This is a genomic window from Streptomyces griseorubiginosus (assembly GCF_017614965.1).
GTDB lineage: Bacteria > Actinomycetota > Actinomycetes > Streptomycetales > Streptomycetaceae > Streptomyces > Streptomyces griseorubiginosus_B.
This window is the reverse complement of sequence record NZ_WVUG01000026.1, coordinates 15,153-31,473: the sequence shown is the minus strand read 5'-3', so window position 1 is coordinate 31,473 and position 16,321 is coordinate 15,153. Positions and strand designations below refer to the sequence as shown.

The window sequence follows — 16,321 nt, the reverse complement described above, 5'->3', positions numbered from 1 at the left end:
ACTGCGTCGTCCGACCGGGTCAATCGCATACTAAGCGGTCGCTTGCCCCCTGGGAACCGCCTCCGGCCAAACCGCTCAGTGGCCCGCACCACGAACACGTCCGACCGGCCTCAGCGGATCGACGGGCGCGCAGACCGGGCACCGCTCACCCCGACCACGGCCCTTCCCTGCACGGATCCCCGCGGCGGCCTCACGACCGCTTCGGCCGCGCCCGCACATGCATCCGCTCCCCCTGCGGGCCGAACAGGCTCAGACACTCCACCGGCCCCTCCCCCGTCGACCCGAACCAGTGCGGCACCCGGGTGTCGAACTCGGCCACCTCGCCCGGCCCCAGCACCAGGTCGTGCTCGCCCAGGACCAGGCGCAGCCGCCCGGAGAGCACGTACAGCCACTCATAGCCCTCGTGCGTCCGCGGATCCGGCTCGCGCCTGCCGGGCGCGGTGAGGATCTTGTACGCCTGGAGCCCGCCGGGCTGCCTGCTGAGCGGCCAGAAGGTGTGCCCGCCCCGCTCCAGCGGCTTGGCCCGCACCCGTGGATCGCCGACCGGCGGGGCACCGACCAGCTCGTCCAGGGGCACCTGGTGCGCCCGCGCGATCGGCAGCAGCAGCTCCAGGCTCGGCCTGCGCAACCCGGACTCCAGCCGGGACAGCGTGCTCACCGAGATGCCGGTGGCCGCCGAGAGCCCGGCGAGCGTGGCGCCGCGCTCCTTGCGGATGCGCCTCAGCCGGGGCCCGACCTCGGCCAGGACCTCGTCGGTGTCGTCGCTCGTGGAGTCTTTCATGCCGTCATTGCAGTTTCGGCAAACTGGTTTGTCAATGCGGCAGTGCTCGGGCGACCGTCGGGGTCGGAGGTGGTCACCCATGACCGAGAAGTACGAAGTGGTCGTCGTCGGCGGCGGTGCGGCGGGGCTCTCCGCCGCTCTGGTCCTGGGCCGCGCCCGGCGCCGCACCCTGGTCGTCGACGCCGGCGAACCCCGCAACGCGCCCGCCGCCCATATGCAGGGCTATCTCTCACGGGACGGCATGCCGCCCGCCGAGTTCCTGGCGATCGGCCGCGAGGAGATCGCCCGGTACGGCGTCGAGCTGGTCCGCGACCGCGCGGTGGACGCATCGCGGGTCGAGGGCTTCGAGGTGGCCCTGGAGAGCGGCCGTACCGTCGCCGCGCGGGCCCTGGTCGTCGCCACCGGCCTGAAGGACGAGCTGCCCGCCGTGCCCGGGGTCGCCGAGCGCTTCGGCCGGGACGTGCTGCACTGCCCGTACTGCCACGGCTGGGAGGTCCGCGACCAGGCCTTCGGCGTGCTCGCCACGACCCCGATGAGCGCCCGCCAGGCGCTGATGGTGTCGCAGTGGTCGAAGGACGTGACGTTCTTCCTGCACACGGTCGCCGGGTCCGAGCTGTCGGACGACGATCTGCGCCGCCTCGGCGCGGCCGGCGTCGATGTCGTCCCGGGCGAGGTCGCGGGTCTGGTCGTCGAGGACGACCGGCTGACCGGCGTGCGGCTTGCGGACGGGACGGTCCACGACCGGTCGGTGCTGTTCGTCGCGCCGCGCGCCGTTCCGCGGACCGGGCTGCTGGAGAGGCTGGGCGCCGAGATGGACGAGACGCCCTTCGGCGCCTACCCCGTGATCGACGAGCGCGGCAAGACGAGCGTGCCGGGCCTGTGGGCGGCGGGCAACGCCTCCGGTTTCGCCGAGCAGGTGGTCAACGCGGCGAGCCGCGGCTACCGGGTCGGCGCCACCATCAACGGGGAACTGCTGATGGCGGACCTGGACGCGGCACTCTGAAGCACGGCCCGGCGGCTCCGCCGCACGGGCGCGACCAGCCGCAACGCACCCGCGCCCGACGTACATCCCCTTCGCCCGGGTGTAACCCGGGCGAGCGCGTTGCACCATGGCAGCATGCTGCTTGCCCGGCTGGCCCATGTGTCCCAGGAGGTCGCCGCCACCTCCGCGCGCTCCCGGAAGATCGCTCTGCTCGCCGAGCTGTTCCGGGACGCCGAGGCGGACGACGTACCGATCGTGATCCCGTATCTGGCGGGACGGCTGCCCCAGGGGCGGCTCGGCGTCGGCTGGAAGGTGCTCAGCCGACCGGTCGCACCCGCCGCCGACCCCACGCTCACCGTCCGCGAGGTCGACGCCCGTCTCACCGAGCTCAGCAGGGTCTCCGGCTCCGGCTCACAGGCCGAACGGACCCGGCTGGTCGGTGCCTTGATGGGCGCGGCGACCGCGGCGGAACAGCGCTTCCTGTTCGGCCTGCTCACCGGTGAGGTCCGGCAGGGCGCCCTGGACGCGGTCGCCGTCGAGGGACTGGCGGAGGCGACCGGGGCCCCGCCGGCTGACGTGCGCCGGGCGGTGATGCTCGCGGGCTCGCTCCAGACGGTCGCGCGGACGCTGCTGGCGGACGGACCCGGGGCCCTGGAGCAGTTCCGGCTCACCGTGGGCCGTCCGGTGCTGCCGATGCTGGCGCACACCGCCTCCTCGGTGACCGAGGCGGTCGAGAAGCTCGGCGCCTGCGCCGTCGAGGAGAAGCTGGACGGCATCCGCGTCCAGGTCCACCGCACCGGCGACAGCGTACGGATCTACACCCGCACCCTCGACGACATCACCGACCGTCTGCCCGAGGTGACCGGCGCCGCGCTGCGGCTGCGGGGGAATCGTTTCGTCCTGGACGGCGAGGTCATCTCCTTCGACGCGGACGGGCGGCCCCGCACCTTCCAGGAGACCGCGGGCCGCGTCGGCTCCCGCGTGGACGTGGCCACGGCCGCCAAGTCCGTCCCCGTCTCCCCCGTCTTCTTCGACGCCCTCTCCGTCGACGACCGCGACCTGCTCGACCTGCCCTTCGCCGAGCGGCACGCCGAGCTGGCCCGGCTGGTCCCCGAGCCGATGCGGGTACGGCGTGTCGTGGTCGCCGGGCCCGAGGACGCGGGCGCGGGCGAGGACTTCCTCGCCGAGACCCTCAAGCGCGGCCACGAGGGCGTGGTGGTCAAGGCCCTCGACGCCCCCTACAGCGCGGGCCGGCGCGGCGCGTCCTGGCTGAAGGTCAAGCCCGTGCACACCCTGGACCTCGTCGTGCTGGCCGCCGAGTGGGGCCACGGCCGCCGCACCGGCAAGCTCTCCAACCTGCACCTGGGCGCCCGCACGGCGGACGGCGGATTCGCCATGCTCGGCAAGACCTTCAAGGGCATGACCGACGCGATGCTGACCTGGCAGACCGAGCGGCTGCGCGAGATCGCCGTGGCGGAGAACGACCACGTGGTGACCGTACGCCCCGAACTCGTCGTGGAGATCGCCTACGACGGTCTGCAGCGGTCCACCCGCTATCCGGCCGGCGTCACCCTGCGCTTCGCCCGCGTGGTCCGCTACCGCGAGGACAAGCGCCCCGAGGACGCCGACACCGTGGAGACACTCCTCGCGGCCCACCCGGAGGTGCAGCCGTGACGACGGGCAAGCGCAGCGCCGGCCTGCTGTTGTACCGGCACACCGATCGCGGCCTGGAGGTGTTATTGGGCCATATGGGCGGACCGTTCTTCGCCCGGCGCGACGCCGGGGCGTGGAGCGTCCCGAAAGGTGAGTACGAGCCCGACGAGCCCGCCTGGGACGCGGCACGCCGGGAGTTCCGCGAGGAACTGGGCCTCGAGCCGCCGGAGGGCGAGGCCGTACCGCTCGGTGAGGTGCGCCAGACCAACGGCAAGATCGTCACGGCGTGGGCGGTCGAGGCCGACCTCGACCCGGCGGCCATCAGCCCCGGCACCTTCACGATGGAGTGGCCCCCGAAGTCCGGACGGACCCAGGAGTTCCCGGAACTGGACCGCGTGGAGTGGCTCACCCTGGACCGGGCCCGCGAGGTGATCGTCAAGGCCCAGTCCGCGTTTCTCGACCGCCTGGCGGAGCACTCGCCCTGAGGACGCACACGCGTTGCGGTCGCCCGCGTGGCGCGGGAAGGTCGTAACACCAAGCCGCCCCAGGGAGGTCAGCCATGCCCATCGCGACGGTGAACCCGGCGAACGGCGAGACGCTCAAGACGTACGAGGCCATGGGCGAGGAGGAGATCGAACGCCGGCTCCAGCTCGCGGAGGCGACGTTCCGTACGTACCGGACGACGACCTTCGCAGAGCGGGCCCGTCTGCTGAACCGGGCCGCCGAACTGCTCGACGGGATGCAGCAGGACGTCGGCCGTGTGATGACCACCGAGATGGGCAAGCCGATCAAGCAGGCCCGCGCCGAGGTGGCCAAGTGCGCCAAGGCGATGCGCTGGTACGCCGAGCACGCCGAGGAACTGCTCGCCGACGAGGAGCCCTCCGACTCCGACGTCAAGGACTCGGGCGCGTCACGGGTGCGGGTCCGCTACCGCCCCCTCGGCCCCGTCCTCGCCGTCATGCCGTGGAACTTCCCGCTCTGGCAGGTCGTCCGGTTCGCCGCGCCCGCGCTGATGGCGGGCAACGTGGGCCTGCTCAAGCACGCCTCCAACGTCCCGCAGACCGCGCTGTTCCTGGAGGACCTCTTCCATCAGGCGGGCTACCCCGAGGGCTGCTTCCAGACCCTGCTCATCGGCTCCGCCGCGGTCGACGACATCCTGCGCGACGACCGCGTCAAGGCGGCCACGCTCACGGGCAGTGAGCCCGCCGGGCGGGCGGTCGCGTCCTCCTCCGGCGAGATGATCAAGAAGACGGTGCTGGAGCTGGGCGGCAGCGACCCGTACGTCGTGATGCCGTCGGCCGACATCGACCGCGCCGCGCGGATCGCGGTGACCGCGCGGGTGCAGAACAACGGGCAGTCGTGCATCGCCGCCAAGCGGTTCATCGTGCACACGGACGTGTACGACCGGTTCGCCGAGCGGTTCGTCGAGGGCATGAAGGCGCTCAAGGTCGGCGACCCGATGGAGGAGGACACCGAGGTCGGGCCGCTGTCGAGCGAGCAGGGGCGGGCCGATCTTGAGGAACTGGTCGAGGACGCGAAGCACAGCGGGGCCGAGGTGCTGTGCGGCGGCCACCGGCTGCGCAGGCCGGAGCTGCCGGGGTGGTACTACCCGCCGACCGTGCTCGCCGGGATCACCCGCGAGATGCGGATCCACCGGGAGGAGGCGTTCGGGCCGGTCGCCACGCTGTACCGCGCCGCCGACCTGGACGAGGCCGTGCTCATCGCCAACGACTCGCCGTTCGGCCTGAGTTCGAACGTCTGGACGCGGGACGAGGCCGAGGTCGACCGGTTCGTACGGGACCTGGAGGCCGGAGGTGTGTTCTTCAACGGCATGACCGCCTCCCATCCGGCGTTCCCTTTCGGCGGGGTCAAGCGGTCCGGGTACGGGCGTGAGCTGTCCGGGCACGGAATCCGGGAGTTCTGCAACATCACGACGGTTTGGCACGGAGCGTGACGCTTGCGCGGCTAACATCCCCGGTGTGAACCGCGAAGTGACTCTGCCTCTGATCGTCGACGACCGCGGGACCCTGCAGGTGGCCGCGGCCGACGTCAGCAAGTTGTTGCGGACCGTGGGCGGGCGGTGGCTGCATCTCGTCGAGGCCGGGGAGGGCGGGCTCGACGAGGACACCGTGGCGGCTCTGACCATCGAGCTGGCCAAGCTCGCCGACCGCATCGACGTGGCGTGCATCGCGCACAGCAGCGGGGGCGCCCCGTGACCCTTCAGGCCACCCCGCCCAGCGTGGCCCAGAACATCGCCTCGTAGCTCGCTACGGCTTCAGAAAGGGGCGCGGGGCGGTGCCGATGTGCGGCTCCGCCGCGCGGGCGCGACCAGCGACAAGCCAAGCCACCGCCGGTCCGCAACGCACCGCACCCCCACGGCGCTACCGGATCGGCATCCCCGACAAGGTCCGCGCGATCACCAGCCGCTGGATCTCGCTCGTCCCCTCGAAGATCGTGTAGATCGCCGCGTCCCGGTGCATCCGCTCCACCGGGTACTCCCGCGTGTAGCCGTTGCCGCCCAGGATCTGGATCGCCTGGGCCGTCACCTTCTTCGCCGTCTCGCTCGCGAACAGCTTGGACATCGAGCCCTCGGCGGCAGTGAACTGCTTGCCGTTGATGGCCATCCAGGAGGCGCGCCAGACGAGAAGCCGGGCCGCGTCGACGGACGTCCGCATGTCGGCGAGCTGGAAGGCGACCCCCTGGTTGTCGATGATCGGCCGACCGAACTGCTCACGCGTCTTGGCGTAGTCGAGAGCCACCTCATAGGCCGCCCGGGCGGTGCCGACGGCCATCGCGCCGACTGCCGGCCGCGAAGCCTCGAACGTGGCCATCGCCGCGTTCTTCACCCGCTCCCCGCCCTGCTTGGCCTTCTCCCGGGCCCGCGCCAGCCGCTCGTCGAGCTTCTCCTTGCCGCCGAGCAGGCAGGAACCGGGCACGCGAACGTTGTCGAGGACGACCTCGGCGGTGTGCGAGGCACGGATGCCGTGCTTCTTGAACTTCTGGCCCTGCGTCAGCCCCGGCGTGTTCGGCGGGATGATGAAGGACGCGTGGCCCTTGGAGCCCAGGTCCGGGTCGACGGACGCGACGACGACGTGGACGTTGGCGATACCGCCGTTGGTCGCCCAGGTCTTCGTGCCGTTGATCACCCACTCGTCCTTGGCCTCGTCATAGACGGCACGCGTGCGCATGGAGGCCACGTCGGAGCCGGCGTCGGGCTCGGAGGAGCAGAACGCGGCGACCTTGACGTCATCGGTGTCGCCGTACATCTGCGGGATCCAGGTGCCGATCTGTTCCTCGGTTCCGTTGGCGAGAACGCCCACGGCGGCCAGACCTGTGCCTACGATCGACAGGGCGATGCCCGCGTCGCCCCAGAACAGCTCCTCCATGGCCATCGGAATGCCCAGGCCGGTGGGGTCGAAGTACTGCTGGGCATAGAAGTCGAGGGAGTAGATGCCGACCTTCGCGGCCTCCTGGATGACCGGCCAGGGAGTCTCCTCACGCTCGTCCCATTCGGCGGCCGCGGGGCGGATGACGTCGGCGGCGAAGCCGTGCAGCCAGTCCCGGACCTCCTTCTGTTCGTCGTTGAGCTCCATGGTGAACTCGGCCATGTCCCCTCCAGCGGCGGCGCACATACGTGTTACTAGCGGTAACACCAGTCTGTTACCGACGGGTAGGAAAAGTCAACTCCCGATGACGCCTCGGCAGCCAGTTCGATGCGGAGGGCATGCTGAGTGTTAGTTTGCGCTGGCGTTACCGATTAAGCACGGGTGGGGAGAGCTCATGGACACCACACAGCGGACCGACCAGCAGCGGTCCGCCGACCGCCGTCGGCGCGAGCTGCTGGAGGCCGCGGACCGAGTGGTGCTGCGCGACGGCCCGCAGGCCTCGATGAACGCCATCGCGGCGGAGGCGGGCATCACGAAGCCGATTCTCTACCGGCACTTCGGCGACAAGGGGGGACTGTACGCGGCGCTGGCCAAGCGGCACACCGACGCGCTGCTCGACTCGCTGCGGGCGGCGCTCGACGCGCCGGCCGAGCGGCGCGAGCGGGTGGAGGCCACTCTGGACACCTACCTCGCGGCGATCGAGGCGCGGCCCCAGGTGTACCGGTTCCTGATGCACCCCGCGGAGGGCGGTACGGCGGCGGAGCAGGGTTTCGACGTGGGCAAGCACTCGGCGCCGCTGCTGCGCAGGATGGGCGAGGAACTGGCCCAGGTCATCGAGGACCGGCTGGACCTCGGACCGGAGAGCCAGCAGCTCGCCCGGGTGTGGGGCCACGGCATCGTCGGCATGATGCACGCGGCCGGCGACTGGTGGCTGGGCGAACGCCCCTGCTCCCGGGCCGAGTTGGTGCGCTGCCTGGCCGACCTGCTGTGGGGTCGCCTCGCGGCGGCCGGCGACCGGGTGGGCGGCCCCGGGTTCTGAGGGTCCGCCATGTGGATCAGCCGGGCGTCGCGGCGTCCGGCACGCTCTCCCCCGGGGAGACCACCCCAGCGGGGTCGTCGTGTCACCGACTCCCCCATGACCCCGCTCGGGTCGCTCGGCGGGCACCGCTGCTCACGGCCGGTCCGATCCCGACGGCAGGCCCTGGCCCCGGCCGCTCCAGGAGGCCTTGGCCGCCTGCCGGAGCACCTTCCGTCTCCGCCACCCCGTGAGGCGGTCCACGTACACCCCGCCCTCCAGGTGATCCGTCTCGTGCTGCAAACACCTCGCAAAGAAACCCGTGCCGTGCACGGTGACCGGATCCCCGGTCACCGTGAACCCCTCGACCACCGCGTGGTCGTGACGTTCGGTACCGGCCTCCAGGCCCGGCAGGGACAGACAGCCCTCGGGGCCCCGCAGCACCACTCCGTCGGCCTCGACGAGCCGGGGGTTGACCACATGGCCCACATGCCGGACCTCCTCGTCGTCGGGGCAGTCGTACACGAACACGCGCAAAGATTCACCGACCTGGTTGGCCGCCAGGCCCACCCCCCGCGCCGCGTACATCGTCGCGAACAAGTCCTCCACGAGCAGGGCCAGTTGGGGGCCGAAGTCGGTGACCTCGGCGCACGGGGCGTGCAGGACGGGGTCCCCCAGCAGGGTGAGGGGCCGGACACGCCCGCGGGTGCCCGGGATGGAGCCGTTTCGCATGGCCGCAAGGGTACGGCGGTTCGGGAGCGTGAACAGATCTCGATAGGCTGAGGTCCACACCACGTTGCCGTAAGGCTTAGAGGCTTCAGGCGCGGCGCGTACGCAAGGAGGATCGAGAACTGATGGCAGGCAACTCGGACCCGCTCACGCCGCGGGCCAAGCTGGCCGTTACCGCGGGCAAGGCGGTCGCGGCCGCATCGCGTGCCGCCGGGCGCGGCAGCGGTTCGGTGATCGGCGGCCGGGTCGCGCTCAAGCTCGACCCCGACCTCCTCGCCCGGCTCGCCCAGAGCCTGGACGTCGTCCTGGTCTCGGCCACCAACGGAAAGACCACCACCACCCGGCTCATCGCGGAGGCGCTGCGGGCCGCGGGCCCCGTCGTCTCCAACGCCCTCGGCGCCAACATGCCCGCCGGCATCACCTCCGCCCTCGCGGGCGGCTCGGACGCCAAGTACGGCGTGATCGAGGTCGACGAGAAGTACCTCGCGGGCGTGGCCCGGGACACCGCCCCCAAGTGCATCGCGCTGCTGAACCTCTCCCGCGACCAGCTCGACCGCGCCGCCGAGACCCGGATGCTGGCCGAGAACTGGCGCGAGGGGCTGGCCGGTTCGAAGGCCGTCGTCGTCGCCAACGCGGACGACCCGCTGGTGGTGTGGGCCGCCTCCTCCTCCCCCAACGTGATCTGGGTCGCCGCCGGGCAGATGTGGAAGGACGACGCCTGGTCCTGCCCGTCCTGCGGTGGTGTGATGCAGCGGCCCGGCGACGACTGGTTCTGCGGGGAGTGCGGCTTCCGCCGCCCGACGCCGAGCTGGGCCCTGTCCGGTGACCACGTCCTCGACCCGCACGGCTCCGCCTGGCCGATCCACCTCCAGCTGCCCGGCCGCGCCAACAAGGCCAACGCCGCCTCCTCGGCAGCCGTGGCCGCCGTCTTCGGCGTGCCGCCGCAGGTCGCCCTGGAACGCATGTACCAGGTGCAGGCCGTCGCCGGCCGCTATGACGTGGTCCAGTTCCAGGGCCGTGACCTGCGGCTGCTGCTGGCGAAGAACCCGGCGGGCTGGCTCGAAACGTTCAGCCTGATCGATCCTCCGCCCACCCCGGTGATCCTCTCGGTGAACGCGCGCGGCGCGGACGGCACCGACACCTCCTGGCTCTGGGACGTCGACTACACCCGGCTGACCGGCCACCCGATCTGTGTGATCGGCGACCGCAAGCTGGACCTCGCGGTCCGCCTGGAGGTCGCCAACCAGCACTTCCAGGTCTGCGAGAACCTCGACCAGGCCGTGCAGATGAGCCCGCCGGGCCGCATCGAGGTCATCGCCAATTACACCGCCTTCCAGGACCTGCGCCGCCGCGTCGGCAACTGACAACTCAGGGGACATCAGTGAGTGACAACAGCCTGCGGGTCGTCTGGATCTACCCCGACCTGCTCAGCACCTATGGCGACCAGGGCAACGTGCTCGTCGTGGAGCGCCGGGCCCGCCAGCGCGGCCTCGACGTGGCCCGGCTCGACGTGCGCAGCGACCAGCCGATCCCGACCTCCGGGGACATCTACCTGATCGGCGGCGGCGAGGACCGTCCGCAGCGGCTCGCGGCCGAGCGGCTGCGCCGGGACGGGGGCCTGCACCGGGCGGTGGAGAACGGCGCGATCGTCTTCTCCGTCTGCGCCGGCTACCAGATCCTCGGCCACGAGTTCATCAACGACCTCGGCCAGCGCGAGCCCGGCCTCGGGCTGCTGGACGTGGTGTCCGTGCGCGGCGAGGGCGAGCGGTGCGTCGGTGACGTGCTCGCCGACATCGACCCGCGCCTGGGCCTGCCCCAGCTGACCGGCTTCGAGAACCACCAGGGCGTCACCCACCTCGGCCCGACCGCCCGCCCCTTCGCGAACGTGCGCCTGGGCAACGGCAACGGCACGGGGGACGGCACGGAGGGCGCGTACAACGACACGGTCTTCGGCACCTACATGCACGGTCCGGTGCTGGCGCGCAACCCGCTCATCGCCGACCTCCTGCTGAAGCTGGCGCTCGACGTCAACGCGCTGCCGCCGACCGACGACCGGTGGTACGAGGCGCTGCGCGGCGAGCGCATCGCGGCGGCTCAGCAGCCCGCCTGAGCTGCCGTACACCTGTCCTCAAGCCCGTCTTTACCGGCCCGTCTGACGATGACTCCGCACAGGTGAGCGAGGTCGTCCAGCAGGCGGACGGACGGTACGGCCCCGCCCCCTCCTGCCGCTAGGGTGGCGGGGATCGAACCGGACGACGTGGTCCGGTCCCGGCCCACGTTTACACGGTGAGAAGGTCTTTCGGGCTATGCGTATTGGTGTCCTCACGTCCGGCGGCGACTGCCCCGGCCTGAACGCGGTCATCCGATCCGTCGTGCACCGAGCCGTGGCCGACCACGGCGACGAGGTCATCGGCTTCCGGGACGGCTGGAAGGGCCTCCTGGAGTGCGACTACCTCAAGCTCGACCTCGACGCGGTGGGCGGCATCCTGGCGCGCGGCGGCACGATCCTCGGCTCTTCCCGCGTCCAGCCCTCGCACCTGCGCGACGGCGTGGAGCGGGCGAAGGGGCATGTCGAGGAGCTCGGCCTCGACGCGATCATCCCCATCGGCGGCGAGGGCACGCTCAAGGCCGCCCGGCTGATGTACGACAGCGGGCTGCCGATCGTCGGCGTGCCCAAGACCATCGACAACGACATCGCGGTCACGGACGTCACCTTCGGCTTCGACACGGCCGTGGGGGTGGCGACCGAGGCACTGGACCGGCTGAAGACCACCGCGGAGTCGCACCAGCGGGTGCTGGTCGTGGAGGTCATGGGGCGGCACACCGGCTGGATCGCGCTGCACTCCGGCATGGCGGCCGGAGCGCACGCCATCGTCGTGCCCGAGCGGCCCTTCGACATCGAGGAGCTGGCCGGGCGGGTCGGCGAGCGGTTCGAGGCGGGCAAGCGGTTCGCGATCGTCGTCGCGGCGGAGGGCGCCAAGCCCAAGGCCGGCACGATGGACTTCGACGAGGGCGGCAAGGACGTCTACGGCCATGAGCGGTTCGCCGGGATCGCCCGCCAGCTGTCCATCGAGCTGGAGGAGCGGCTGGGCAAGGAGGCCCGGCCGGTCATCCTGGGCCACGTCCAGCGCGGCGGCACGCCGACGGCGTACGACCGCGTGCTCGCCACCCGCTTCGGCTGGCACGCCGTGGAGGCCGTGCACCGCGGGGAGTTCGGCAGGATGACCGCGTTGCGCGGCACGGACATCGTGATGGTGCCGCTGGCTCAGGCGGTGGAGACGCTCAAGACGGTGCCCGCCGAGCGCTACGACGAGGCCGAGTGCGTTCTCTAGCGCCCCGCTGAGCCCGTACGTCCCGAGCGGTCGGCCCCGGTCGCGGGCGCGGCCGGGGGCGGTTCTAGTCTGTGGGGGACACACATGCACAACCCCCACGAATCAGGAGCCGTCCGATGGATCACAGCGGGCACGGCATGACCATGGATCTGCCGCCGTTCACGCTGGGGCGGGGGCTCGAGTGGTCCGCCGATCCGTTCTTCCTCGTCGCCTGCCTGGCGGGACTCGCGCTGTACGGATGGGGGGTCGTACGGCTGCGGCGCCGCGGCGACAAGTGGTCGCCGGGACGGACGGTGTCGTACGTCACCGGTGTGCTGACCGTCGGTCTGGTGATGTGCACCCGGCTGAACGACTACGGCATGGTCATGTTCAGCGTGCACATGGTGCAGCACATGATCATCAGCATGCTGTCGCCCATCCTGATCCTGCTCGGCGCCCCCGTCACCCTCGCCCTGCGCGCACTGCCCACCGCGGGCAAGGGCCGCAAGGGGCCGCGTGAGCTGCTGCTGATGCTGCTGCACAGCCGGTACATGCGGATCATCACGCACCCGGCGTTCACCATCCCGCTGTTCATCGCGAGCCTGTACGGGCTGTACTTCACGCCGCTGTTCGACTTCCTGATGGGGTCGAAGGCGGGACACATCGCGATGATGGTGCACTTCCTGGCCGTGGGCGTCGTGTTCTTCTGGCCGATCATCGGCGTGGACCCCGGACCGCAGCGGCCGGGCCACCTCATGCGGATGCTGGAGCTGTTCGCCGGCATGCCGTTCCACGCGTTCTTCGGCATCGCGCTGATGATGGCGTCGACGCCGATGGTGGAGACGTTCAAGAACCCGCCCGCCTCCCTCGGCATCGACGCGCTCTCCGACCAGACCGCGGCCGGCGGCATCGCCTGGGCGTTCAGCGAGGTCCCCTCGGTGCTGGTGCTGCTCGCCCTGCTGTTCCAGTGGTACAGCTCGGAGCAGCGGCAGGCCAAGCGCAAGGACCGGGCCGCCGACCGCGACGGCGACAAGGAACTCGAGGCCTACAACGCCTATCTGGCCTCATTGAACGCACGCGGGCGGTGAAAGGGTTCGCCGTTCGGCGCCTTTCAGTAGCATGATGCGCAGGGGGAAAACCGCCGGGGGGAGCGGTGATGACACTTCGCGCATTTATGCACAGGGCCGGGAAATCGGCGTTTCGCTGGATCGCCGTCCTGCTCGTATTCGTACTGGCGCTCAGTGGATGTGATCGAAGTACGCCGCTGACGCTGGTACGGGCGGTGGCCGCGGGAGTTCCGTCTCTCGCGCCTTTCTTCGACGAGAGCGGCGGCCTGGGACACGACGAGGCGCTCCGGCCGCAGGCCGTACGCGGCAGTCTCCAGCAGGGGGACACGCCCGGGCTGTACGGAGGCACGCGCAGGCCGACCATCTGTGACGTCCGGAAGCTCAAGGCGTTCCTCACGGCTCCCGGCAATCACCGGAAGGCGCAGGCGTGGGCGACGGCGCTGGGTATTTCCACGGACCGGATTCCGGGATATCTGGACCGGCTCACTCCTGTTCTCCTGCGTCACGACACACTCGTACGGAATCACGACTACAGGAAGGGAAAGGCTGTTCCCTTCGACTCCTTGCTGCAGGCCGGAATCGCCATTCTCGTCGATCAGCAGGGGGCGCCCGCCGTGAAATGTTCGTGCGGAAATCCGCTGCGACCCTTCACCCATGACACGAATCGCATTTCGGTCAAGTTCGAGAACGGTAACCGGAAGTGGAAGGGATTCACGCGTTCCTCCGTGGTGGCCGTACGGCCCGCGCCGAGGAAAATGGAGCGGCTCGCCTTGGTCGACGTCGGCGATCCGAACCGGGGCATCGACCGTCCGGTCGGCACGACGGGGACGCGCGACAAGCCCTTCGACGCGGGCCGCCGTCGAGCGGTGCCGGATCTCACCGGGACGACCTTCGGGCGGGCGAGCCGTGTGCTGGCCGCCCAGGGGCTCGCGGCCGGGTACGCCGGCAAGGCGCTGCCCGCCGACGACGCCCTGGTCACGGCATCCGACCCGCCGGCCGGCACCGAGCTGCCGTTCGGGCAGTACGTGACGCTGAGCACGGCCGGGGGGAGTTCACCCGGGAGCACGTCCGTGGCACCGAGCACTCCCCCACTGCCTCCGCCGCCCGGTCCGTCGGGATCGGTCAGCCCTCATCCGTCACCTCCGACGCCTCCGTCGTCCGGATCGAGCAGCGGGCCCGGCCCGTCCTCCGCCCCGACACCGCCGTCGAGCCCACCGCCCAGCTCCCAGCCGCCGAGCTCCCCACCGCCGCCGTCGAGCGCACCGCCATCGACGGCCGGCGCAGGGCAGACGACCGGCAAGCCCGCGACCACCAGCGCCGGGCCACCGACAAGCAAGCCGGCGACGACCGTCGCGCCGGCTCCGCCCAGCGGCCCGACGACCACCAGCCCGCCGCCAACGCCCGGCAAGGTCACCAGCAGCGCACCGCCGCCGCCCGCGACCGTCAGCGCCCCGGCCACCAGTGGGCCGACGAGCGGCGCGCCCGGCCCGAGTGGGCCCGGGTCCTCCGGGTCCGCCTCGGGCGCGATCACGTAGCGCCTCCGCAGAACCCGGGAGTCACCGGATGCATTCAGGATCACCGACGTCGGGAGTGGGCCGGGTCATCGCCGGCCGTTATCTGCTGCTGAACCGGCTCGGCAGCGGCGGCATGGGCCATGTGTGGCTCGCCCACGACCAGAGACTCGCCTGCGAGGTCGCGCTCAAGGAGATCGTGTTCCGCGATCCGGATCCCGTGGGTGAGGAGCGCGAGGCGCGGGTGGCCCGGGCCCGGGCGGAGGCCCGGCACGCGGCCGGACTGCGCGGCCACCCGCATGTGGTGACCGTGCACGACGTGCTGGAGCACGAGGGGCTGCCGTGGATCGTCATGGAGTACGTGACGGGCGCCGTCGACCTCAAGGAACTGGTCGAGACGCGCGGCCCGCTCGCCCCGGCGGAGTGCGCCCGGATCGGCCTCGCCGTGCTCGACGCGCTGACCGCCGGGCACGAGCGGGGCGTGATGCACCGGGACGTGAAACCGGCGAACATCCTGCTGGCGCCGGACCGCACCGGGGCGCCGTACGGCCGCGTCCTGCTGACGGACTACGGCATCTCGGTGCGGCCGGACGGCGGCGAGACGCGGTACACGCTGGCGTCCGTGCTGGTGGGGACGTCGGGTTATCTGGCGCCCGAGCGGGCGACGGGCGGTCCGCCGACCCCGGCGACCGATCTGTTCTCGCTGGGCTGCACGCTCTACTACGGCGTCGAGGGCCGGGCTCCCTTCGAGCGCGCGTCGCATCTCGCCGAGGTGACCGCGGTGGTCATGGAGGAGCCGCGGCCCGCCGTGCGCGCCGGCGCGTTGGCGCCCGTCCTGCGGGGTCTGCTGGAGAAGGACCCGGGGCGGCGGGCGTCGGCGGCCGAGGCGGAGGCGGCGCTGTCGGGGATCGTGACACCGCAGGCCGAGCCGTACGCCCGGACCCGGACCGACCTCGGCTCGCAGCCGCCGTGGGCCGACGTCACCGCTCCCCCTCCCGGCCCCGGCCCGGCCGGCTTCGGGCCGGCCCCGGCGCGGGCGCCCGCCCACCGGCGCCGCGAACTGCCCCGCGCCCTGCGCGCCCTGCTCGCCGCGTCCCTGGGGCTGGTGCTGGCCCTGGGCGGCGTCTGGTACGCCATGGCCCACCAGACACGGGACGACGGCGGGAAGGCGGCCCCGTACGGCACCGCGGTCGGGCTCACCCGGCCGCTGCAGGACGGTGACTGCGTGCTCGCCGACTGGCCCGACGCGGTCCGCTTCCGGGGCACGCCCCGGCTGACGATCGATCGCAGTTGCCGGGACAAGGCGCCGGACGGGCAGGTGATGGCGTTCGTGGCGGCCGCCTCGGCGGACGAGGCGCGCACGCTGGGACCGGCGCGGTGCGAGGAGCGGACGCAGGAGATCCGGGAGGGGCTGGCGGACGTCCGTACGGTCGCCGTGGTGCCGACCAGGGCCGGTTTCGAGGCCGCGGGGCGCCGGACCGCCTGTCTGGTGCTGGGCGCGCACGGGCCGGTCTACGGGCCGCTCGGGGCACACCGGAAGCCGGGACTCGCCTTCTCGGACACGGCGAACATGCAGCGCCGGGACTGCCTCCTGACCCGCTCCAACAGGGACGCCCGGCTGGTCTCCTGCAAGGACCCGCACGACGAGCAGGTGCTCGGTTTCACCCGGCTGGGCAGGGACGTCACGTACGCCGAGGCGCGTACGGAGTCGGACGCGGTGTGCGCGAAGGACGTGCCGCCGCGCGACTACGGCTTCGATCCGTCGGTGTACGCCTCGGGGTCCTGGACCAGTGAGGGGCCGTGGAAGTCGGGCACGCATTTCGTCGTGTGCACCGTCCGCAGGCAGAACGGGGGCACCATGGAGGGGGACGAATCCTGAGGAGGGT

Annotated in this window: 15 protein-coding genes and 1 pseudogene; 12 read left to right on the top strand and 4 right to left on the bottom strand. The window is 71.7% G+C overall.

Translation table 11 applies throughout. The features are described 5' to 3' along the window. Nucleotides 1–190: 190 nt before the first annotated feature. The gene (locus tag GRC12_RS07975) at nt 191–781 is read right to left on the bottom strand and encodes a helix-turn-helix domain-containing protein (protein WP_208778466.1); all 591 of its coding nucleotides are present in this window, start codon (nt 779–781) and stop codon (nt 191–193) included. Nucleotides 782–860: 79 nt separating this feature from the next. On the opposite strand from GRC12_RS07975, the gene GRC12_RS07970 reads away from it, so the two are divergent. From GRC12_RS07970 to GRC12_RS07950, 5 genes are all read left to right on the top strand, one after another. Further along, the gene (locus GRC12_RS07970) at nt 861–1,784 is read left to right on the top strand and encodes an NAD(P)/FAD-dependent oxidoreductase (protein WP_208778465.1); all 924 of its coding nucleotides are present in this window, start codon (nt 861–863) and stop codon (nt 1,782–1,784) included. Between the two features lie 114 nt (nt 1,785–1,898). Next, nucleotides 1,899–3,437, top strand: coding sequence for an ATP-dependent DNA ligase (locus tag GRC12_RS07965; RefSeq protein WP_208778464.1), 1,539 nt, complete (start codon nt 1,899–1,901; stop codon nt 3,435–3,437). Then, nucleotides 3,434–3,901 carry an NUDIX domain-containing protein gene (locus GRC12_RS07960; protein ID WP_208778463.1) on the top strand — a complete coding sequence of 156 codons (468 nt, stop codon included), beginning with the start codon at nt 3,434–3,436 and terminating at the stop codon, nt 3,899–3,901. Before GRC12_RS07965 ends, GRC12_RS07960 begins: the two co-directional genes overlap by 4 nt. 74 nt (nt 3,902–3,975) lie before the next feature. Further along, nucleotides 3,976–5,370, top strand: coding sequence for an NADP-dependent succinic semialdehyde dehydrogenase (locus GRC12_RS07955; protein WP_208778462.1), 1,395 nt, complete (start codon nt 3,976–3,978; stop codon nt 5,368–5,370). Nucleotides 5,371–5,395: 25 nt separating this feature from the next. After that, nucleotides 5,396–5,632: a DUF6213 family protein gene (locus GRC12_RS07950; protein WP_133047630.1), complete on the top strand. Its 237-nt coding sequence runs from the start codon at nt 5,396–5,398 to the stop codon at nt 5,630–5,632. Nucleotides 5,633–5,797: 165 nt separating this feature from the next. On the opposite strand, the gene GRC12_RS07945 is transcribed toward GRC12_RS07950, so the two are convergent. Next, nucleotides 5,798–7,024 (bottom strand): acyl-CoA dehydrogenase family protein, encoded by a 1,227-nt coding sequence (locus GRC12_RS07945; RefSeq protein WP_208778461.1) that lies wholly within the window; start codon nt 7,022–7,024, stop codon nt 5,798–5,800. 172 nt (nt 7,025–7,196) lie between these two features. Between GRC12_RS07945 and GRC12_RS07940 the strand changes: the two genes are divergently transcribed. After that, complete coding sequence (locus GRC12_RS07940; protein ID WP_208778460.1) at nt 7,197–7,841, top strand: TetR family transcriptional regulator; 645 nt, start codon at nt 7,197–7,199, stop codon at nt 7,839–7,841. 132 nt (nt 7,842–7,973) lie between these two features. On the opposite strand, the gene def is transcribed toward GRC12_RS07940, so the two are convergent. Beyond that, on the bottom strand, nt 7,974–8,549 hold the full coding sequence (def, locus tag GRC12_RS07935) for a peptide deformylase (protein ID WP_208778459.1): 576 nt from the start codon (nt 8,547–8,549) through the stop codon (nt 7,974–7,976). A gap of 122 nt (nt 8,550–8,671) precedes the next feature. Here def and GRC12_RS07930 point away from each other — a divergent pair, with 122 nt between their 5' ends. The 5 genes and pseudogenes from GRC12_RS07930 to GRC12_RS46670 all read left to right on the top strand — a co-directional run. Then, nucleotides 8,672–9,910: a MurT ligase domain-containing protein gene (locus GRC12_RS07930; RefSeq protein ID WP_208778458.1), complete on the top strand. Its 1,239-nt coding sequence runs from the start codon at nt 8,672–8,674 to the stop codon at nt 9,908–9,910. A gap of 17 nt (nt 9,911–9,927) precedes the next feature. After that, nucleotides 9,928–10,656 carry a type 1 glutamine amidotransferase gene (locus tag GRC12_RS07925; RefSeq protein ID WP_133047624.1) on the top strand — a complete coding sequence of 243 codons (729 nt, stop codon included), beginning with the start codon at nt 9,928–9,930 and terminating at the stop codon, nt 10,654–10,656. Nucleotides 10,657–10,852: 196 nt separating this feature from the next. Next, nucleotides 10,853–11,878 (top strand): 6-phosphofructokinase, encoded by a 1,026-nt coding sequence (locus GRC12_RS07920; RefSeq protein WP_208778457.1) that lies wholly within the window; start codon nt 10,853–10,855, stop codon nt 11,876–11,878. 116 nt (nt 11,879–11,994) lie between these two features. Continuing rightward, complete coding sequence (locus GRC12_RS07915) at nt 11,995–12,945, top strand: cytochrome c oxidase assembly protein (protein WP_208778456.1); 951 nt, start codon at nt 11,995–11,997, stop codon at nt 12,943–12,945. A gap of 68 nt (nt 12,946–13,013) precedes the next feature. Next, nucleotides 13,014–13,952 (top strand): annotated as a pseudogene (locus GRC12_RS46670) (DUF6777 domain-containing protein); the annotation flags it as partial. A gap of 101 nt (nt 13,953–14,053) precedes the next feature. On the opposite strand, the gene GRC12_RS46665 reads toward GRC12_RS46670, so the two are convergent. After that, the gene (locus GRC12_RS46665) at nt 14,054–14,455 is read right to left on the bottom strand and encodes a hypothetical protein (protein ID WP_308286495.1); all 402 of its coding nucleotides are present in this window, start codon (nt 14,453–14,455) and stop codon (nt 14,054–14,056) included. Between the two features lie 32 nt (nt 14,456–14,487). Here GRC12_RS46665 and GRC12_RS07905 point away from each other — a divergent pair, with 32 nt between their 5' ends. Further along, nucleotides 14,488–16,314, top strand: a complete 1,827-nt coding sequence (locus GRC12_RS07905; RefSeq protein WP_208778455.1) for a serine/threonine-protein kinase — start codon at nt 14,488–14,490, stop codon at nt 16,312–16,314. The last annotated feature ends 7 nt before the right edge of the window (nt 16,315–16,321 follow it).